This window comes from Aeromonas sp. Marseille-Q5825, from assembly GCF_946892685.1.
Lineage (GTDB): Bacteria > Pseudomonadota > Gammaproteobacteria > Enterobacterales > Aeromonadaceae > Aeromonas > Aeromonas rivipollensis.
In genome coordinates this window covers 65697-83169 of record NZ_CAMPOU010000003.1, presented here as the reverse complement: position 1 = coordinate 83169, position 17473 = coordinate 65697, and the positions used below count along the sequence as shown (strand labels likewise).

Below are 17473 nucleotides of genomic sequence, written 5' to 3'. Positions count from 1 at the left end.
CGTTTGGCCCTGCGCCAGGTCACGTTGTCTCTTTTCCGCCCTTGGCTCCTTCGTCGTAAATCGCTAGATTATTCAATTCGTTGAAAGATGGTCTGCCGACAGGGAAGGATGCGTGTGATCGATTTCAGTCACCCCGAGTGGCGAGCGCTGGCTCAGCAGTTGCTGGACGAGGTGCCCCAGGTTATCCGCGGTCGCCAATGGCAGCCCCTCATCGGCATGCTCAGGGACAATCAGCTGCTGCTCCCCCTTGGCAATCACCGCTATGAGCTGACCCCGGCCGGACGGCGCTATCTCACCCGCGAGCTGATGCTGGCCGAGCTGGCCTGTGCCCCCCCCGAGCCCGAGGAGTGGCTCCATGCCCAGGGTTGGCAACTGGGGGAGCGGGTCAACGAGCGGGTGCTGGCGGCGCTCTATCGCAAGGGGGAGGCGAGCTTCAGTCCGGTCGAGCAGATCAACTTCGAAGACAAGGGGATACGGCTGTGCAGCGATCTGCCGCTGCGCCTACGGGCCGCTCGCCCGTTCAGCCTGTTCTTCAGCGGCGGCACCCTGCTCGATGCGGCCCCCTGGCTGCACACCCTGGGAGAGGTGGCGCTGCCCGCCCGCACCCTGGCGGGGCTTGGCAAGATCCTCTGGGGCGAGGGGGAGATCCAGCGGGTGATCAGCACCGACTCCGTCGGCGTCTTCGCCGAGTTGAGTCTCCCGGACGACGCCTTGCTGGTCTGGCTTCCTGCCCAGGATCCCGGCGCCCTGCAACCCCTGATTGCGGCCTTGCCGCCCCAGACCCTCTGGAGCCACCTCACAGCCCTGGATCCGGCCGGTGTCGACAGGGTCCTGGTATTGGCCCAGAGGCTGGGACGCCCGGCCAGCTGGTGGCTGCCCCGGGACCTGGCTCCCATCAAGGAGGCCTATGCCGCCCCTATGCAGGACGCTCGCCCCTGGGAGCCGAGCCGGATCCCTCGTCCATTGCGGGCCCTGTGCAGCGATCTGGTGGAGTCCAACCGCGGCCTGTCGGCCGAGGTATGCGCCCTGGCATCGGGCTGGCATGCCATCGGCTGAAGGGGCCCGTCATCACCCTTGAGAAAGCGGTTTTCCCCTATGGAAGGCAGTGGTATAAAGAGTTGACGGAGCGCTCGCCAAAGGAGCGCTTTTGTTTGCCAACCTGCTTTGCCAGCCAACGAACTCAACGGAATACAGGGAATACCATGTTTGAAAAGGTTGTTGCCGCCCCAGCGGATCCGATCCTGGGCCTGACCGAAGCCTTCCGTGCCGACTCTCGCAGCCACAAGATCAATCTGGGGGTCGGGATCTACAAGGATGAGACCGGTGCCACTCCTATCCTTCATTGCGTCAAGAAAGCCGAGCAGAAGCTGCTCACCGACGAGAAGACCAAGAACTACCTCGGTATTGAAGGCAATATCGAATATGGCCGCATAGTGCAGCAACTGCTGTTCGGGCAGGATTCCACCCTGATTGCCAGCGGCCGCGCCAAGACAGCCCAGGCGCCGGGCGGTACAGGTGCCCTGCGCATCGCCGCCGAGTTCGTGGTGCGCAACGGTCTGGCCAAGACCATCTGGATCTCCGATCCCACCTGGGCCAACCACGTCAGCGTGTTCCAGGCCGCCGGCCTCACCGTCAAGTGGTACAAATACTACGATGCGGCGACCAAGGGTCTCGACTTTGCCGCCATGCAGGCCTCGCTCTGCGAAGCGCAGGCCGGCGATCTGGTGCTGCTGCACGGTTGCTGCCACAACCCGACCGGTATTGACCCCACAGCTGATCAGTGGCGCGCCCTGGCCAAACAGAGTGCCGCCGCCGGCTGGTTGCCGCTGTTTGACTTCGCCTATCAGGGTTTTGCCCGTGGTATAGAGGAAGATGCCGAGGGGTTGCGCATCTTCGCCGAGTGCCATGACGAACTGCTGGTGGCAAGTTCCTTCTCCAAGAACTTCGGCCTCTACAACGAGCGGGTCGGTGCCTTCACCCTGGTCAGCGCGACCAAGGCGATTGCCGATGTGGCCTTCACCCAGGTCAAGACCGTCATCCGAGCCAACTACTCCAACCCGCCGTCACACGGCGCCGCCGTGGTGACCACTATCGTCAGCGATCCGGCCCTCTATGCCGAGTGGGTGGAAGAGGTGGCGGCCATGCGGGTGCGCATTCGCGAGATGCGCGAACTGCTGGTAGAGAAGTTGGCTGCCCTCGGTGTGAGCCAGGACTTCAGCTTCATCCGCGAGCAGAACGGCATGTTCTCCTTCTCCGGTCTCTCCAAGGATCAGGTGGAGCGTCTCAAGAGCGAGTTTGCCATCTACATCGTCGGCTCCGGCCGGATCAGCGTGGCCGGTATTACCCGCGCCAACATAGATCCCCTGTGCGACGCCATCGCCAAGGTGCTGTAACTGAGGCGAAGAGGTTCTATGCGGGAATCACCCGCGTCAATATCATAGATCCCCTGTGCGATGCCATCGCCAAGGTGCTGTAAGCACAACCATCGGCATCCGCTCAGTAAAAAGCCCGCCATGTCGGCGGGCTTTTTCATGCCTGTTTTCCGGCATCAGCGGCGCCGTTTGCTGCCCCCCAACAGGGAGCCGAGTACGCCCCGTACCAGCTGGCGCCCCACCTCGTTGCCCAGGGTACGGGCCACGCTCTTGGCGGCGGTCTGCACCACGCCGTCATGCTGGCCACCGCGCGGGCCTGTGCGACCGAACAGGATACCGTTGAGGGCATCGAGCAATCCGCCCCCCTGCTCCGACGGGGTCTGGGAGACATCATCCGAGGCGGCTGGTGCCCCGCCATTGAGGCGCTCGAAGGCGGATTCGCGATCCTCGCGGGTCTCGTATCGGCCGTGGAGCACGGATCCCTGGATCAGGGCCTGCCGCTCGGCGTCGCTCAGGGGACCTATGCGACTGGCGGGCGGGGCGATAAAGGCGCGCTCCACCACGCTTGGGCGCCCCTTCTCATCGAGCAGGGAGACCAGGGCCTCGCCCACCCCGAGCTCGGTGATGACGCCGGCCGCGTCGAAGGTCGGGTTGGCCCTCAGGGTGTTGGCGGCGATGCGCACCGCTTTTTGGTCGCTCGGAGTAAAGGCGCGCAGGGCGTGCTGCACCCGGTTGCCGAGCTGCCCCAGCACGCTGTCAGGAATATCGGCCGGGCTCTGGGTCACGAAATAGACGCCCACTCCTTTCGAGCGGATGAGGCGCACCACCAGCTCTATCTTTTCCAGCAGCGCCTTGGGGGCGTCGTTGAACAGCAGATGGGCCTCGTCGAAGAAGAACACCAGCACGGGTTTATCGGGATCCCCCACCTCGGGCAGCTGCTCGAACAGCTCAGACAACAGCCAGAGCAGGAAGCTGGCATAGAGGCGGCTGGACTGGGTGAGCTTGCCGGCCGCCAGCACATTGATGTGGCCGTGGCCGGCCCCGTCGGTCTGCAGCAGATCCTGGATGTCCAGCATGGGCTCGCCGAAGAAGTGATCCCCTCCCGCACTCTCCAGGGTGAGCAGGTTGCGCAGTATGGCGCCGATGGAGGCGGTGGACACATTGCCATAGCGGGTGGTGAGGGATTTGGCGTTGTCCCCGGCAAACTGCACCATGGCGCGCAAGTCTTTCAGATCGAGCAGCAGCAAGCCCTCGTCGTCCGCCACCTTGAACACCAGCTCCAGCACCCCGCTCTGGGTGTCGTTGAGGCCGAGCAGGCGGGCCAGCAGCAGGGGCCCCATGTCGGAGACGGTGGCCCGCACCGGGTGCCCCTGCTCCGCAAACAGGTCCCAGAACAGGGTCGGACTGGGGGCGAAGGCGGGGGCCGGGATGCCGAGCTGGGCCAGCCGGGCATCCAGCTTGCTCGACGGGGTGCCGGCGGCGCCGAGGCCGCTGAGATCCCCCTTCACATCCGCCAGAAAGACCGGCACCCCGAGGCGGGAGAACCCCTCTGCCAGCACCTGCAGGGTGACTGTCTTGCCGGTCCCCGTGGCACCTGTGATGAGGCCGTGGCGGTTGGCCATGGCGGGCAGCAGTGAGATGGGTTGGCCATTGGCATAGGCCAGCGTCAGGGGTTGGGCCATGGTGAACTCCTTGTCTTTGCAGGTAGCGGCAAGCTGAGGACTACAAGGAGTGTGGTGGCAGAGCCAAACGATGGCAAGGCGGCGCGAATTGCGCCCTGTGGCTAAGCCGAAGGGCGGGCAGGAGGCTTAGCGGGCGCCGGTCAGTCTGCCCAGTTGCAGCATCAGCAGGGTGAGCAGGGCCCCAGTGGCGGCGGTCAGCACCGCCAGCAACAGGCTGCCGAGCAGGAAGGGGGGCACCAGGGTCGCCGCCTCGTGCTCCAGCCAGTGCAATGACCAGGTGAGGTGGAAGGGCTCCGGCGTCTGGTGCAGCACCAGGCAGCCGGTGCGATAGGCATAGAGGTACATGAAGGGCAACGTCAGCGGGTTGTTGAACCAGACCGCCAGCAGGGCCAGCGGCAGGTTGAGGCGAAACGCCAGCGCCAGTCCGACCGCGACGAGGGAGTGCATGGGGATGGGGATCCAGCTGGCGAAGAGGCCGGCCGCCACGGCGCCGCTGAGCGCCCGGGTGCCGCCCTGCCAGAGGGCGGGGGTCAGCAGGCGCTCACCAAAGAGGGCGAACCACTTCTGCTGGCGCAGGGTGTCCGGGTCTATCTTGAAACGGGCCAGCCAGCGGCTCAGCATGCCCGCGCCTCCTTGCGCTTCTGCCATTGGCGCACTGTGTTGATGCGCCAGAAGGTGCGGATGAAGGCGTAACCCATCAAGGAACTCAGCAGTGCGAGCACCAGGGAGCCCAGCAGCAGCGGCGGGGCCAGGGTTTCAAATACCGAGACAAGCCACTCCCAGGTGAACTGGATATCGATGTGCTGGGCGGGGTGCCCGAGCAGCTGGCAGCCCACCAGGTAGGCGCCATAGAACAGCGGTGGCATGGTGAAGGGGTTGGAGAGCCAGACCAGGGCGACCGAGAGGGGCAGATTGACCCTAAAGAGGATGGCGCCACCGGCCGCCAGCAGCATCTGGCAGGGGAGCGGGATCCAGGCCATGAAGAGGCCGACCGCGAAGGCACCGGCGGCGGAGCGGCGGTTGAGGTGCCAGAGGTTGGCATCGAGCAGCAGCTTGCCGAACAGCCGCAAGTGCTTGTGTTCCTTGAGCTTGTCCTGATCGGGCAGCCAGCGTTTTATGAGTCGTTTGGGCATGTTTGAAACCTTGCTAAATACTTGCTCCATGGATCTGCGTCTGTTGTCATTTGCCCTGGGGGCAAGCTCCTCACTGCTCTGGCCCTGGTTACCCTCTACTGCATGGGGCGGCGCGCTGCTGGCCCTCGCCATCCTGCTCGCCCATGGCCGTCACTGGCGGCTCTTGTTTCTGGTGCTCGGCGTGCTCTGGATGCAGCTGAACCTGCAGTATCGGTTGGCCTGGCTGGACAAGCTGGAGACACAGACCAGCCACATCATAACCGCACGGGTGCAAAGTACGGAGTCCTCGGGCGATAAACCGCGAGATAAATTTGCCCGCCTGCTGCTGCGGGTCGAGACGCTTGACGAGCAGTCCCTCGCGATATCCCCCCTGGTCAGGATCAATGCCTACCAAGGGTTGCCCCCTTTGCCGGCCGGTAGTCGCATCACCCTGGTGAGCTCCCTCAAGCCCGCCCATGGGCTGGCCAACGAGGCGGGCATGGATGGGCGGCGCCTGCTGCTTGGCAAGGGGATCACGGCGACCGGCAACCTGCGCCGGATCGTCGAGGTCCAGGAGGCGGCCCCGGGGATGCGCGAGCGCTGGCTGGCCGCAGCCAGCAGCGCCTGGCAGGGACTGGAGCAGGCCCCCTTGCTGGCGGCGCTCAGCTTCGGGGAGCAGGGGGGCATCACGGATGCCCAGTGGGATCTGTTTCGCGGCAGCGGCCTGACCCACATCATCGCCATCTCGGGCCAGCATATCGCCCTGGTGGCGGTGCTCGGCTGGTGGCTGGGGCGGCTGCTGGGGTTGCGGGGGGCCATTGTGGTCTCCCTCTTGTTTGCCGCCGTCTACAGCTGGCTGGCGGGATTCGCTGTGGCGACCGAGCGGGCCCTCATCATGGTGCTGGTGTGGAGCCTGCTGCGCTGGTTGAATCGGGACTGGCCCAGCCACCGCATCTGGCTGTGGGCCTTCGTGGTGATAGTGCTCTGGGATCCCTTCGCCCTCTACTCGGCCGGTTTCTGGCTCTCCTTCATGGCGGTGGCCCTGCTGTTGCTGGCGAGCCTGCTGCACGCGCGTCCCGGACTGGTGCGGCTGCAATGCCTGCTGCTGCTCGGCCTGCTGCCCCTGCAACTGCTGCTGTTCGAGGGCATGGCCCCGCTGGCGCTCTTGCTCAATCTGCTGGCGTTGCCGCTGTTCTGCCTTGGCATCATTCCGCTGGCGCTGATCGGCGTGCTGCTGGCGCCGCTCTCCACCGCCCTGGCTCATGCTCTTTTCTGGCTGTCCGATCTGGGGCTGACCTGGGTGTTGTGGGGACTCGGCTTGCTGGCGGACCATCTGCAGCTCTGGTGGCCTGTTCCCGGCTGGCTGATGCCCGTCAGCGCCTTGCTGGTACTGCTGTGGGGGGCCTGGCAGTTGCCGGGAGGGCGCGGCTTGCTGCTCCCTGTGGGGGCCGCCCTGCTGCTGGGTGTCTGGCCTGCTCCCACTCCCTGGCAGGTGCGGGTGCTGGACGTGGGGCAGGGCTTGTCTGTGCTCGTCACCCGGGGCGAGCGCGGCATCCTCTATGACACCGGGGATAGCTATCCCGGCGGCTACAACATGGCGGAGGCCGCCATACTGCCCGTGCTGAGCCGCCTCGATGTGCGGGTGCTCGATGCCCTCATCATCAGTCACAAGGACAGGGATCATGCGGGCAACAGGCGCGCCATGCTGCAGGCGATGCCGGTGCGCCGCGAGCTCTCCTCGTTCGGCTTCGCCCGCAGCACTGCGCTGTGTCGCCGCGGTCAGCGCTGGCACTGGCAGGGGCTGGAGGTGCGCGTGCTCTGGCCCGAGCGGCCGGGGGCGGGGCGCAACAACGACAGTTGCGTGGTGCAGATAAGCGATGGCCGGCATCGCATCCTGCTCAGTGGCGACATAGAGCAGGGGGCGGAGCGCCGTCTGCTGGCCCTGGAAGAGCAGGGAGAAGGAGAGGAGCTCGCCAGCACGTTTTCCAGCATTCCCCTCAGCACTCTTTCCAGCACTGTGCTGGTGAGCCCTCACCATGGCAGCCGCACTTCCTCGACCCCGGGCTTCGTGGCGGCGGTGATTCCGGATGTCGTCATCCACAGCGCCGGCGACAGGAACCAGTGGCAGTTTCCCCGCCCCGAGGTGGTGGCAAGATACCAGGGGGCCCGTCAATGGGTGACGGGGCAGGATGGTGCCATCCTGATCGAGGCGGGGGAGGGTGGGCTCAAGATCCGGGCCGAGCGCGAGCAGGGCCCCTGGTACAGGCGCAATGGCCACTGGTGGCAACCCAGGTTATGGCGCTAGGGAGCCCAGGTTTCCCTGTAAAGAGAGGAAAAGAAGCCGGGAAGAGGTGAGGAGCGGGTGGAGAACCCGGCTCTGGCACTGGAAGCCAGCCGTCATTTCTCTTTGGGGTAGGGCCGGAGTTATGGCAACGCTTGGTGTAATCCTGCGCTTTGGCTAGAATAGCCCGTCATTTCCCTTATTAACGGCTATTCATGCAACAAGAAACCTCACAAGAGAGCTGGCCCGTCTTCAAACGCCTGCTCGGTTATGTCCGGGATCGCAAACTGGGGCTGGTGGGCGGCATCATCGGCATGCTGGGTTATGCGGCCGTGGATACCACCTTCGTCTACTCCATCAAGCCGCTCATCGATCAGGGCCTCAACGGCAACGACAGCAGTGTGCTCAAGTGGATGCCCTTCTTCGTGCTCGGCATCGTCGCCCTGCGCGGTTGTGCCGCCTTCCTCTCCAACTACTGCATGGCCTGGGTCGGCAACCATGTGGTGATGCGGCTGCAGCAGCAGGTGTTCAGCCACCTGATGGCCATGCCCATGAGCTTCTTCGACCGCCAGAATACCGGCAACCTGCTCTCCAAGGTGACCTATGACGCCGGTCAGGTCTCCTCTGCCGCGAGCTCGACCCTGGTGTCGCTGGTGCGCGAAGGGGCCACCGTCATCGGCCTGCTCGGCTTGATGTTCTGGCACTCCTGGCAACTGTCGGTGATCTTCCTGGTGGTCGGCCCTGTGGTGGGTGTGCTGATTGGTCTCATCAGCCGTCGTTTTCGCAAGATCAGCCGTCACATACAGCAGGCGGTGGGTGACATCACCACCTCCACCGAGCAGATGCTCAAGGGCCATAAAGAGGTGCTGATGTTCGGTGGCCAGCAGGTGGAGGACAAGCGCTTCTTCACCGTCAGCAACCGGATGCGCCAGCAGACCATGAAGATGGTGGCGGCCGACGCCATCGGCAGCCCCATAGTCCAGATGGTGGCCTCGGTCGCCCTGGCGGTCTTCCTCTACGTGGCGACCATAGACTCGGTCAAGGCGACCCTGACCGCGGGCACCTTCACCGTCATGGTCACCTCCATGATGATGCTGCTCAAGCCGCTGAAAAGCCTGACCGACGTGAACAACCAGTTCCAGCGCGGCATCACCGCCTGCCAGAGCCTGTTCGGTCTGCTGGACTCCACCCCGGAGCAGGACACCGGTACCCGCACCCTGGAGCGGGCTCGCGGTGAGATAGAGTTTCGCAACGTCACCTTCACCTACCCGACCAAGGAGACCCCGGCGCTGCATAACATCAGCTTCAAGGTGGAGGCGGGCAAGTCCGTGGCCCTGGTGGGTCGCTCCGGCTCCGGCAAGAGCACCATCGCCAGCCTGTTGACCCGCTTCTATGACATAGAGCAGGGGGAGATACTGCTGGATGGCGTCAACATCCGCGAATACAAGTTGAGCGAGCTGCGCAAGCAGTACGCCCTGGTTTCCCAGCATGTGCATCTGTTCAACGACTCCGTGGCCAACAACATCGCCTACGCGGCAGAAGACAAGTACAGCCGGGAAGAGATCCAGCATGCGGCCCGCATCGCCCATGCCGACGAGTTCGTGCGCAAGATGCCGGAAGGCTATGACACCGTCATCGGCGAGAACGGCGCTTCGTTGTCTGGTGGTCAGCGCCAGCGCATCGCCATCGCCCGCGCCCTGCTGCGGGATTCCCCCGTGCTGCTGCTGGACGAGGCCACCTCGGCCCTGGACACAGAGTCCGAACGCCACATCCAGGCGGCCATCGACGAGCTGTGCAAGGCGCGCACCTCCCTGGTCATCGCCCACCGTCTCTCCACCATAGAGAAGGCGGACGAGATCCTGGTGATCGACGAGGGTCATATCGTCGAGCGCGGCAACCATGACGCCCTGATGGCCCAACAGGGCACGTATGCCCAGTTGCGGGCCATTCAGTTTGGCAACGTCGCCGTGAGTAACAAGGGCTGATGCTGGAGCGTCTCTGGTACGGCAAGAGTGGCTGGCGCTGGGCGCTGGCCCCCCTGGCCCTGTTGTTTGCCCTCGTCAGCGGCGGGCGCCGTTTCGCTTACCGCCGCGGCTGGCTCAGCCGCTATCGGGCCAACCTGCCTGTGATAGTGGTGGGCAATATCTCGGTCGGCGGCAACGGCAAGACCCCTGTGGTGGTCTGGCTGGTGGAACAGCTGCAAGCCCGTGGCTGGCGCCCCGGCGTGGTCAGTCGGGGTTATGGGGGCAAGGCGCCCCATTACCCTTATCGGCTGGACGCCACCAGCACCACGGCCCAGGCGGGGGATGAGCCTGTGCTCATCGCCCGGCGCTGCGGCTGCCCCCTGGTGGTGGCACCCAAGCGCGCCGATGCGGTGCGTCTGCTTGAGCAGAGCGGCGAGGTGGACATCATCATCACCGACGACGGCCTGCAGCACTACGCCCTGGCACGGGACATAGAGCTGGTAGTGGTGGATGGGGCCCGGCGCTTTGGCAATGGCTGTCTGCTGCCCATGGGACCGCTGCGCGAACCCATGACCCGCCTCAAGCGGGTCGATGCCATCATCTGCAACGGCGGGACCCCGGCCCTGGGGGAATACCCCATGGCGCTGGTGGCGGCCGCGCCGCGCCGCGTATGCGACGATGCGCCCCTCGAGGCTCCCCTCGCCGGACCTGTGGACGCATTGGCGGGCATAGGCCATCCCCCCCGCTTCTTTGCCACCCTGACCGGGCTCGGTTATGAGCTGGTGCAGAGTGTCGGTTATGCGGATCATCAGGCCTTTGATCGGGATGAGCTGCTCGCCCGCTTTGGCGAGCGCCCCCTGCTGATGACGGAGAAGGATGCGGTCAAGTGCCGAGCCTTCGCGCCGGCGCACTGGTGGTATCTGCCGGTGAGCGCCGAGTTGCCCGCCTCACTGCTCGACACCCTGCTGCAGCGGTTGACCCCGCCGCAAGCGCCCGGCCATGAACGTTCATATTGAATGGCGCAAGATCATCGCCTGCACGGCATCATAGCCCGTGGGGCGCCGTTGCAAGGAGCCGGGTTCCGGCTCCGGCGATGGACCATTAAACTGCTCGGCAGCATAGCTCGCTCGAAAGCGTCGCTTGCTCGACATCGTTGAAGGAGTTTCGTTTTGGCACTGGATATCAAATTGCTCGACATCATCGCCTGCCCGGTTTGCAAGGGGAAGCTGCACTATCAACCGCAATCGGACAAGGCCGCCCATGAGCTCATCTGCCGCTTCGACAGATTGGCCTATCCGCTGGAGGAGGGGATCCCCGTCCTCTTGGAGAACCGGGCGCGCCATCTGCCCCTGGAAGAGCTGAAGCCATGAGTTTCGTCGTCGTCATTCCGGCCCGCTACGCCTCCACCCGCTTGCCGGGCAAGCCGCTAGCGGACATCCATGGCAAGCCCATGGTGCAGCACGTGGTGGAGAAGGCCCTGCAATCGGGCGCCGATCGGGTGATAGTCGCCACAGACGACGAGCGGGTGCAGCAGGCGCTGCAGACCACCGGCGTCGAGGTGTGCATGACATCGAAGGATCACCAGTCCGGCACCGAGCGTCTGGCCGAGGTGTGCCGTCACTACGGCTTTGCCGCCGATACTATCGTGGTCAACGTGCAGGGGGATGAGCCCCTGATCCCGCCCGCCATCATCCGCCAGGTGGCGGACAACCTGGCCGCCGCCACGGCCCCCATGGCGACCCTGTCGGTGCCCATCCAGGACGCCGAAGAGGCGTTCAACCCCAATGCGGTCAAGGTGGTGACGGACAAGGATGGCTACGCCCTCTACTTCAGCCGGGCCAGCATTCCCTGGGACAGGGACCGCTTTGCCAAGAGCCGGGAGCAGATTGGCAGCCACTATCAGCGCCACATCGGCATCTATGCCTATCGCGCTGGCTTCATCCAGCGCTACGTGGACTGGGCGCCGAGCGCGCTCGAGCAGGTAGAGGCGCTGGAGCAGCTGCGGGTGCTCTGGTACGGGGAGAAGATCCACGTCGCCCAGGCCCTGGAGGCCCCCCCGGTGGGGGTGGATACCCAGCAGGACCTGGACAAGGTGCGTGCACTGCTGGCCCACTGAGGCTGGCGGCACCAAAGTTGACCGATACGGCGCCTTCAGGCGCCGTTTTTTCGTTGATTATTTATATAATAAGTTGATTTAAAACGGCTTTTACGAGCGATTTCAAACTTTTCCCGGCCATGGTTTGCCAAATCATCGAGTTTGGTTATGATGCAAGACGCCGTGTTAACCCTAACTGGCATATAACGAGATAAAAAACGGGGTGTTTGGGTGATTAATGTATTCCTGGTCGATGATCATGAGTTGGTGCGTACAGGGATAAGACGCATTTTGGAAGATGTCCGCGGGATCAAGGTGGTGGGCGAGGCACAGAGCGGGGAAACCGCCGTGGCCTTCTGTCGGCAGCATCACCCCGACGTGATCCTGATGGACATGAACATGCCGGGCATCGGCGGTCTGGAAGCGACCCGCAAGATCCTGCGGCTGCGCCCCGATGTGCGCATCATAGTGCTGACCATTCATTCCGAGAATCCGTTCCCCACCAAGGTGATGCAGGCGGGTGCCGCCGGATACCTCACCAAGGGGGCCGCGCCGGACGAGATGATCCACGCCATTCGCCTGGTGCACTCCGGCCAGCGTTACATCTCCCCCGAGATAGCCCAGCAGATGGCTCTCAGCCAGTTTGCCTCGGCGGACGAGAACCCCTTCAAGTCCCTCTCCGAGCGCGAACTGCAGATCATGATGATGATCACCAAGGGGCAGAAGGTGACCGACATCTCGGAGCAGCTCAACCTGAGCCCCAAGACGGTCAACAGCTATCGCTACCGCCTGTTCAGCAAGCTGGGGATCAATGGCGATGTTGAGCTGACCCATCTGGCCATTCGCTATGGCATGCTGGATGCCGACACCCTGTAAGGGGTCGTGTGGACACCAAAGGCGGCACCGGCCGCCTTTTGCTTTTTCAGCCCCTTTTGCTTTTCAGTCTGTGGGCGCAGTATGCTTCCCCCGTCTTTTTGCATTCATCCGTTGAGTCGAGTTGCCGATGACCCTCTCTCCCGAGCCCCTTTTTGACAGCAAGGCCTTTCTGAGTGCCGTGACTCACCAGAGCGGCGTCTACCGCATGTATGACGGCGGCGGCACTGTCATCTACGTGGGCAAGGCCAAGGATCTGAAAAAGCGGCTCGCCTCCTACTTTCGCACCAATGTCGACAGCATCAAGACCCGCACCCTGGTGCGCCAGATAGCCGACATCCAGGTTACTGTCACCCACACAGAGACAGAGGCGCTGATCCTCGAGCACAACCTCATCAAGCAGTACCAGCCGCGCTACAACGTGCTGCTGCGGGATGACAAGTCCTACCCCTGGATCATCATCACGGCGCACCTGCATCCCCGCATCGGCGTGCATCGCGGTGCCCGCAAGGTGAAGGGGGAGTACTTCGGTCCATATCCCTCCGGCGGCGCCGTGCGCGAGAGCCTGCACCTGATGCAGAAGATCTTCCCGGTGCGTCAGTGCGAGGATGCTGTCTATGCCAACCGCACCCGTCCCTGCCTGCTCTATCAGCTCAAGCGCTGCGCCGGTCCTTGTGTCGCCGGTCTGGTGAGCGAGGCCGAGTATGCCCAGCAGGTGGAGCTGGCCAAGCTGTTCCTGGCGGGCAAGAACCAGCAGGTGATAGGGGAGCTGGTGGGCAAGATGGAGTCCGCCAGCGGCGATCTGCGCTTCGAGGAGGCGGCCCGCTACCGGGATCAGATCCAGGCCCTGCGCCGGGTCACCGAGCAGCAGTCGGTGAGTGGCAACGTGCTGGACGAGCTGGATGTGGTGGGGGTGGCCTTCGATCAGGGGGCGGCCTGCATCCACGTGCTCTTCATCCGTCAGGGCAAGGTGCTCGGCTCGCGCAGCTACTTCCCCAAGGTGCCGGCCGATACCCCCCTCGACGAGGTGGTGCAATCCTTCCTGCTGCAGTTCTATCTGTCGGGGCAGGGGGGCAGGCAGATCCCGAGCGAGGTGCTGCTGGATGTGGCGCTGGAAGACGAGGCGGTGATCGCCGAGACCCTGAGCCAGACAGCCGGTTACAAGGTGCGGGTGCAGAGCCGCACCCGCAGCGAACGGGCCCGCTTTATCAAGCTCGCCTCCATCAACGCGCAGACGGCGCTGCGCTCGCGTCTCGCCCACAAGAGCACCATCACAGCCCGCTACGACCAGCTGGAGGAGTTGCTGGAGCTCGAGCGACCCATAGCCCGCATGGAGTGTTTCGACATCTCCCACACCATGGGGGAGCGCACCGTGGCCTCCTGCGTGGTGTTCAACCGGGAAGGGCCGCTTTCGTCGGAATATCGCCGCTTCAACATCGACGGCATCACGGGGGGCGATGACTACGCCGCCATGGAGCAGGCGCTGGAGCGGCGCTTTGGCAAGCAGCAGGAGCCGGACAAGGTGCCTGACGTGCTCTTCATCGACGGCGGCCTCGGCCAGTTGCGCCGCGCCGAAGAGATCCTGGCCCGCCAACTGGAGTTTCTCGGCGGCAAATACCCGCTGCTGGTGGGTATCGCCAAGGGGGTGACCCGCAAGGCGGGGCTGGAGACCCTGATCATGGGGGAGAGCCACGAAGAGCTGCACTTGCCGGCAGATATGCCAGCTTTGCACCTTATCCAGCACATTCGCGACGAATCCCACCGTTTTGCCATCACGGGCCACAGGGCCCGCCGAGCCAAGGCCCGCACCACCAGTACCCTGGAGGACATCCCGGGGGTGGGGCCCAAGCGGCGGCAGGCGCTGCTCAAATATCTGGGCGGCTTACAGGAGGTGAAGAAGGCGGGGGTGGACGAGCTTGCCAAGGTGCCCGGTATCAGCCAGGAGCTTGCCCAGTCCATTCATGACGCCCTGCACTCGCTCTAACCCTGAATAAACAGGCTTATTCCGGGCTGGCGGCGTTCGGAGCAATCGGATATCCGGCATCAGTCAGGAGCGGGTCTGACCAGGGCTACCCAGAGTGGCTTGCAGTTGATGTGGATCCCGCAAACCGGCTCCGGCCGCACAAGAGCCGTGACGCAGGGGGCCCGCAAATGCCATAATGGCATGCATCCTGAGGTTATTGACGGATTAATAGACCAAGGCGGGCGCCTGTCCGGTTGCAACGGTAATCGGCTTGGGGCTACCATGTAGCGGCATACAAGAAGTGGCTGAAAATAATGACAAATATTCCTAACCTGCTGACGTTTTTTCGGATTTTGCTCATCCCCGTCTTCGTCATCCTGTTCTACCTTCCCTATCAGTGGTCCTACCTGGCGGCCGCGCTTGTCTTCATCCTGGCGGCCGCGACCGACTGGTTTGATGGTTATCTCGCCCGCAAGCTGAACCAGTCCACCGCCTTTGGCGCCTTCCTCGATCCTGTTGCCGACAAGATCATGGTGGCGGCCGCCCTGGTGGTCATCGTCGAACACTACAACACCATCTGGGTCACCATCCCGGCCATGACCATGATTGGCCGCGAGATTATCATCTCCGCCCTGCGCGAATGGATGGCGGAGCTCGGCAAGCGCTCCTCGGTGGCGGTCAGCTGGATTGGCAAGTGGAAGACCATGATCCAGATGGTGTCGCTCACCGGCCTCATCTGGCAATACGACATCTGGATGGTGTGGCTCGCCTACGTGCTGCTCTATGTCGCCACCGTGCTCACCTTCTGGTCCATGTTCCAGTACATGAAGGCCGCCTGGGGCGATCTGACCTACCACTCCCGCTTCTAGTCCTCCCATGGGCAAATGGCCGTTTCCTTGCCGTTGGGGCAGAGAAACGGCCATGAGTGGCAAAAGTGTGGGAGAAGGGCAAAAAATGCCCGAACGATCAGAGTATTAAATGTTTTTGGTTGACTGGACGAGGAACATCGCTAGAATGCGTTCTCGTAGTCAGGCAGTCAGCCAGACCGATGCGGGAATAGCTCAGTTGGTAGAGCACGACCTTGCCAAGGTCGGGGTCGCGAGTTCGAGTCTCGTTTCCCGCTCCAAATTCAGACAATAGAGAGCCAACTCTCTTTTGCATGGCGCGTTAGCAAAGCGGTTATGCAGCGGATTGCAAATCCGTTTAGTCCGGTTCGACTCCGGAACGTGCCTCCATATTGACAAGCCCGCCCGCGGACTTGATACCGATTGCGGTGCCTGAGTGGTGAAATCGGTAGACACAAGGGATTTAAAATCCCTCGACGTTCGCGTCGTGCCGGTTCGATTCCGGCCTCAGGCACCAGTTATTGAAGAAAGCAATCAAAGACTTACGAAGGCCACTAGCGATAGTGGCCTTTTTGTTTTTCCTCCGTGTCCACCTTTGCTCCAGATGGCGCTGTTCTGCCCCTTCTTTGGGTCATTGTGCGCATGGTCGTCGGGCAGGGCATCACCGATTGGCGAGACGAAAAGCGCCGGCGGGCTGCCGGCGCTTTCTGGTCTTGTCGTATTAGACGTTGGGGCCTGACTGAGCCTCGGTTTGCAGGGGCGATGGCCTGGCTAATAGGTCAGGTAGCTGCTGCCACCCCCGCTCTTGCCGCCGGCGTTGCTGCCGTCGTCCCCGGTCGGGGGAGGACCCGAGCCGTCGGAGGAGGCGCAGGCAACCAGCAAGAGCTGCGCTGCTATCAGGCAGATTTTCCATATTTTCATGATGTTGTCCTTTACTGCTTGGCCTGTCCCGCGGCCGCTCTGAAGGAGCCGGTCAAGCCGGACAAGCAAGCATGAGTTTAGCCCACCGCCTCTTTTTCATCTGTGGCTCACCCCGCTCAGGTCATGCCCCAGGGCGGTCCATGAGCCAGTCACATGGGCCAACTGCAGTCATGGCTCTCCCCTTGACCGGCGCTCTCCCCTTGATGGAAGCTGGGCCCTTCTCACACAAGGACGAAGATATGGTACTGATACTGGGCAAGGGGTCGTCAATCAATGTGCGCAAGGTGTTGTGGACCTGCGCCGAGCTGGAGCTTCCCTTCGAGCGGGAGGAGTGGGGGAGCGGTTTTCAGTCCACCCGGAGTGCCGAGTTCCTGGCGTTGAATCCCAACGGGATGGTGCCGGTCATGAGAGATGGGGACTTCACCCTGTGGGAATCGAACAGCATCATCCGATATCTGGCGACGCGCTATGGTGACGGCTCGCTCTATCCCGCCGAGGCGCGGGCAAGGGCCAGGGTCGATCAATGGATGGATTGGCAGTCGTCGGATTTGAACCGCGCCTGGAGCTACGCCTTCATGTCGCTGGTGAGGCACTCCCCCGCCCATCAGCACAGCCAGGCGATGGAGGCGAGTTGTGCCGAGTGGTCCAGGTACATGCAGATCCTGGACAGGCAGCTTGAGGCTACCGGCGGCTATGTTGCCGAGAGCCGCTTCTCGCTGGCGGACATTCCCGTCGGCCTGTCGGTGAATCGCTGGTTCCATACCCCCTTCGAGCGCCCGCCACTCGCGGCGGTGAGCGATTACTACGAGCGATTGAGCGAGCGCCCCGGTTTCTGTCTGTATGGCAATAACGGGATCCCATAGGCGCAAGCACCAGATCTGCACCAGTGCCGCACCTTGCCCACCTCTATACGTCAGCGCTTCACGCCAGAACCCCGGCGCCTGGGTTGGGCTGCCAGCTGCGCCGGAGGCGAAAGGGGCGGAGCGCCCATAAAAAATCCGAAACCCAAGGTTTCGGATCCTGGCACGGGGGCATACACAGCGAGTGCTGACAGGGGCGAGCTCAGCGGCTCAGCTGCGGATCTTGTTGTAGAAAAACAGCACTATCAAGGCACCCACTGTGGCGATAAGTATGCTCGGCAGGTTGAAGCCGGTCACCGTTCCCATGCCCAGCAGGGTGCCGATGTAACCACCCACCATGGCGCCTATGACCCCCAGGATCACCGTCATGAAGAAACCGCCCCCATCCTTGCCCGGCATTATCCATTTGGCCAGGATGCCGACGATCAATCCCAATACAACCCAGGTAAGAAATCCCATCATTTAGTCCTCATTTGTGTGCAGAGACACAGAGTATATGCAGGGT

16 protein-coding genes and 3 tRNA genes are annotated in these 17473 nt (G+C 63.2%); 14 read left to right on the top strand and 5 right to left on the bottom strand.

The genetic code is table 11. The features are described 5' to 3' along the window. The first annotated feature begins 114 nt into the window (after positions 1-114). Positions 115-1056 carry a hypothetical protein gene (locus OC537_RS08750; protein ID WP_262110803.1) on the top strand — a complete coding sequence of 314 codons (942 nt, stop codon included), beginning with the start codon at positions 115-117 and terminating at the stop codon, positions 1054-1056. 146 nt (positions 1057-1202) lie between these two features. Next, on the top strand, positions 1203-2393 hold the full coding sequence (locus tag OC537_RS08745; RefSeq protein ID WP_262110802.1) for an amino acid aminotransferase: 1191 nt from the start codon (positions 1203-1205) through the stop codon (positions 2391-2393). A 155-nt stretch (positions 2394-2548) separates the two neighbouring features. Here OC537_RS08745 and OC537_RS08740 read toward each other — a convergent pair whose 3' ends face one another. From OC537_RS08740 to OC537_RS08730, 3 genes are all read right to left on the bottom strand, one after another. Next, entirely contained in the window at positions 2549-4054 is a 1506-nt protein-coding gene (locus tag OC537_RS08740; protein WP_262110801.1) for a DUF853 domain-containing protein, read from the bottom strand. A 126-nt stretch (positions 4055-4180) separates the two neighbouring features. Beyond that, positions 4181-4675: a DUF2062 domain-containing protein gene (locus OC537_RS08735; protein ID WP_163149857.1), complete on the bottom strand. Its 495-nt coding sequence runs from the start codon at positions 4673-4675 to the stop codon at positions 4181-4183. Next, positions 4669-5187, bottom strand: coding sequence for a DUF2062 domain-containing protein (locus OC537_RS08730; RefSeq protein ID WP_025327482.1), 519 nt, complete (start codon positions 5185-5187; stop codon positions 4669-4671). The genes OC537_RS08735 and OC537_RS08730 overlap by 7 nt, the downstream gene beginning before the upstream one ends. Before the next feature lie 28 nt (positions 5188-5215). Between OC537_RS08730 and OC537_RS08725 the strand changes: the two genes are divergently transcribed. The 11 genes from OC537_RS08725 to OC537_RS08675 all read left to right on the top strand — a co-directional run bounded on the left by OC537_RS08725 (position 5216) and on the right by OC537_RS08675 (position 15704). Further along, entirely contained in the window at positions 5216-7471 is a 2256-nt protein-coding gene (locus OC537_RS08725) for a DNA internalization-related competence protein ComEC/Rec2 (protein ID WP_262111015.1), read from the top strand. Positions 7472-7662: 191 nt separating this feature from the next. Next, the gene (msbA, locus tag OC537_RS08720) at positions 7663-9432 is read left to right on the top strand and encodes a lipid A ABC transporter ATP-binding protein/permease MsbA (RefSeq protein ID WP_106886405.1); all 1770 of its coding nucleotides are present in this window, start codon (positions 7663-7665) and stop codon (positions 9430-9432) included. Continuing rightward, entirely contained in the window at positions 9432-10427 is a 996-nt protein-coding gene (lpxK, locus tag OC537_RS08715) for a tetraacyldisaccharide 4'-kinase (protein WP_262110800.1), read from the top strand. The genes msbA and lpxK overlap by 1 nt, the downstream gene beginning before the upstream one ends. A gap of 153 nt (positions 10428-10580) precedes the next feature. Further along, a complete protein-coding gene (locus OC537_RS08710) occupies positions 10581-10781 on the top strand; it encodes a Trm112 family protein (RefSeq protein WP_005331987.1) in 201 nt (66 codons plus the stop codon). Beyond that, complete coding sequence (kdsB, locus tag OC537_RS08705) at positions 10778-11527, top strand: 3-deoxy-manno-octulosonate cytidylyltransferase (protein ID WP_168235365.1); 750 nt, start codon at positions 10778-10780, stop codon at positions 11525-11527. The genes OC537_RS08710 and kdsB overlap by 4 nt, the downstream gene beginning before the upstream one ends. A gap of 210 nt (positions 11528-11737) precedes the next feature. Continuing rightward, the gene (uvrY, locus tag OC537_RS08700) at positions 11738-12382 is read left to right on the top strand and encodes a UvrY/SirA/GacA family response regulator transcription factor (protein ID WP_025327477.1); all 645 of its coding nucleotides are present in this window, start codon (positions 11738-11740) and stop codon (positions 12380-12382) included. Between the two features lie 127 nt (positions 12383-12509). Continuing rightward, positions 12510-14363: an excinuclease ABC subunit UvrC gene (gene uvrC / locus OC537_RS08695; protein ID WP_168235364.1), complete on the top strand. Its 1854-nt coding sequence runs from the start codon at positions 12510-12512 to the stop codon at positions 14361-14363. Positions 14364-14656: 293 nt separating this feature from the next. Continuing rightward, positions 14657-15211 carry a CDP-diacylglycerol--glycerol-3-phosphate 3-phosphatidyltransferase gene (pgsA, locus tag OC537_RS08690; protein ID WP_139436951.1) on the top strand — a complete coding sequence of 185 codons (555 nt, stop codon included), beginning with the start codon at positions 14657-14659 and terminating at the stop codon, positions 15209-15211. Between the two features lie 181 nt (positions 15212-15392). Next, positions 15393-15468: transfer RNA gene (locus tag OC537_RS08685), tRNA-Gly, on the top strand. A gap of 35 nt (positions 15469-15503) precedes the next feature. Further along, a tRNA-Cys gene (locus OC537_RS08680) sits at positions 15504-15577 on the top strand. Between the two features lie 40 nt (positions 15578-15617). Continuing rightward, a tRNA-Leu gene (locus OC537_RS08675) sits at positions 15618-15704 on the top strand. A 254-nt stretch (positions 15705-15958) separates the two neighbouring features. On the opposite strand, the gene OC537_RS08670 is transcribed toward OC537_RS08675, so the two are convergent. Then, complete coding sequence (locus OC537_RS08670; RefSeq protein WP_158318658.1) at positions 15959-16108, bottom strand: hypothetical protein; 150 nt, start codon at positions 16106-16108, stop codon at positions 15959-15961. A 239-nt stretch (positions 16109-16347) separates the two neighbouring features. Here OC537_RS08670 and OC537_RS08665 point away from each other — a divergent pair, with 239 nt between their 5' ends. Further along, complete coding sequence (locus OC537_RS08665; RefSeq protein WP_262110799.1) at positions 16348-16971, top strand: glutathione S-transferase family protein; 624 nt, start codon at positions 16348-16350, stop codon at positions 16969-16971. A gap of 207 nt (positions 16972-17178) precedes the next feature. On the opposite strand, the gene OC537_RS08660 is transcribed toward OC537_RS08665, so the two are convergent. After that, positions 17179-17427 carry a GlsB/YeaQ/YmgE family stress response membrane protein gene (locus tag OC537_RS08660; RefSeq protein WP_025327423.1) on the bottom strand — a complete coding sequence of 83 codons (249 nt, stop codon included), beginning with the start codon at positions 17425-17427 and terminating at the stop codon, positions 17179-17181. Between the last annotated feature and the right edge of the window lie 46 nt (positions 17428-17473).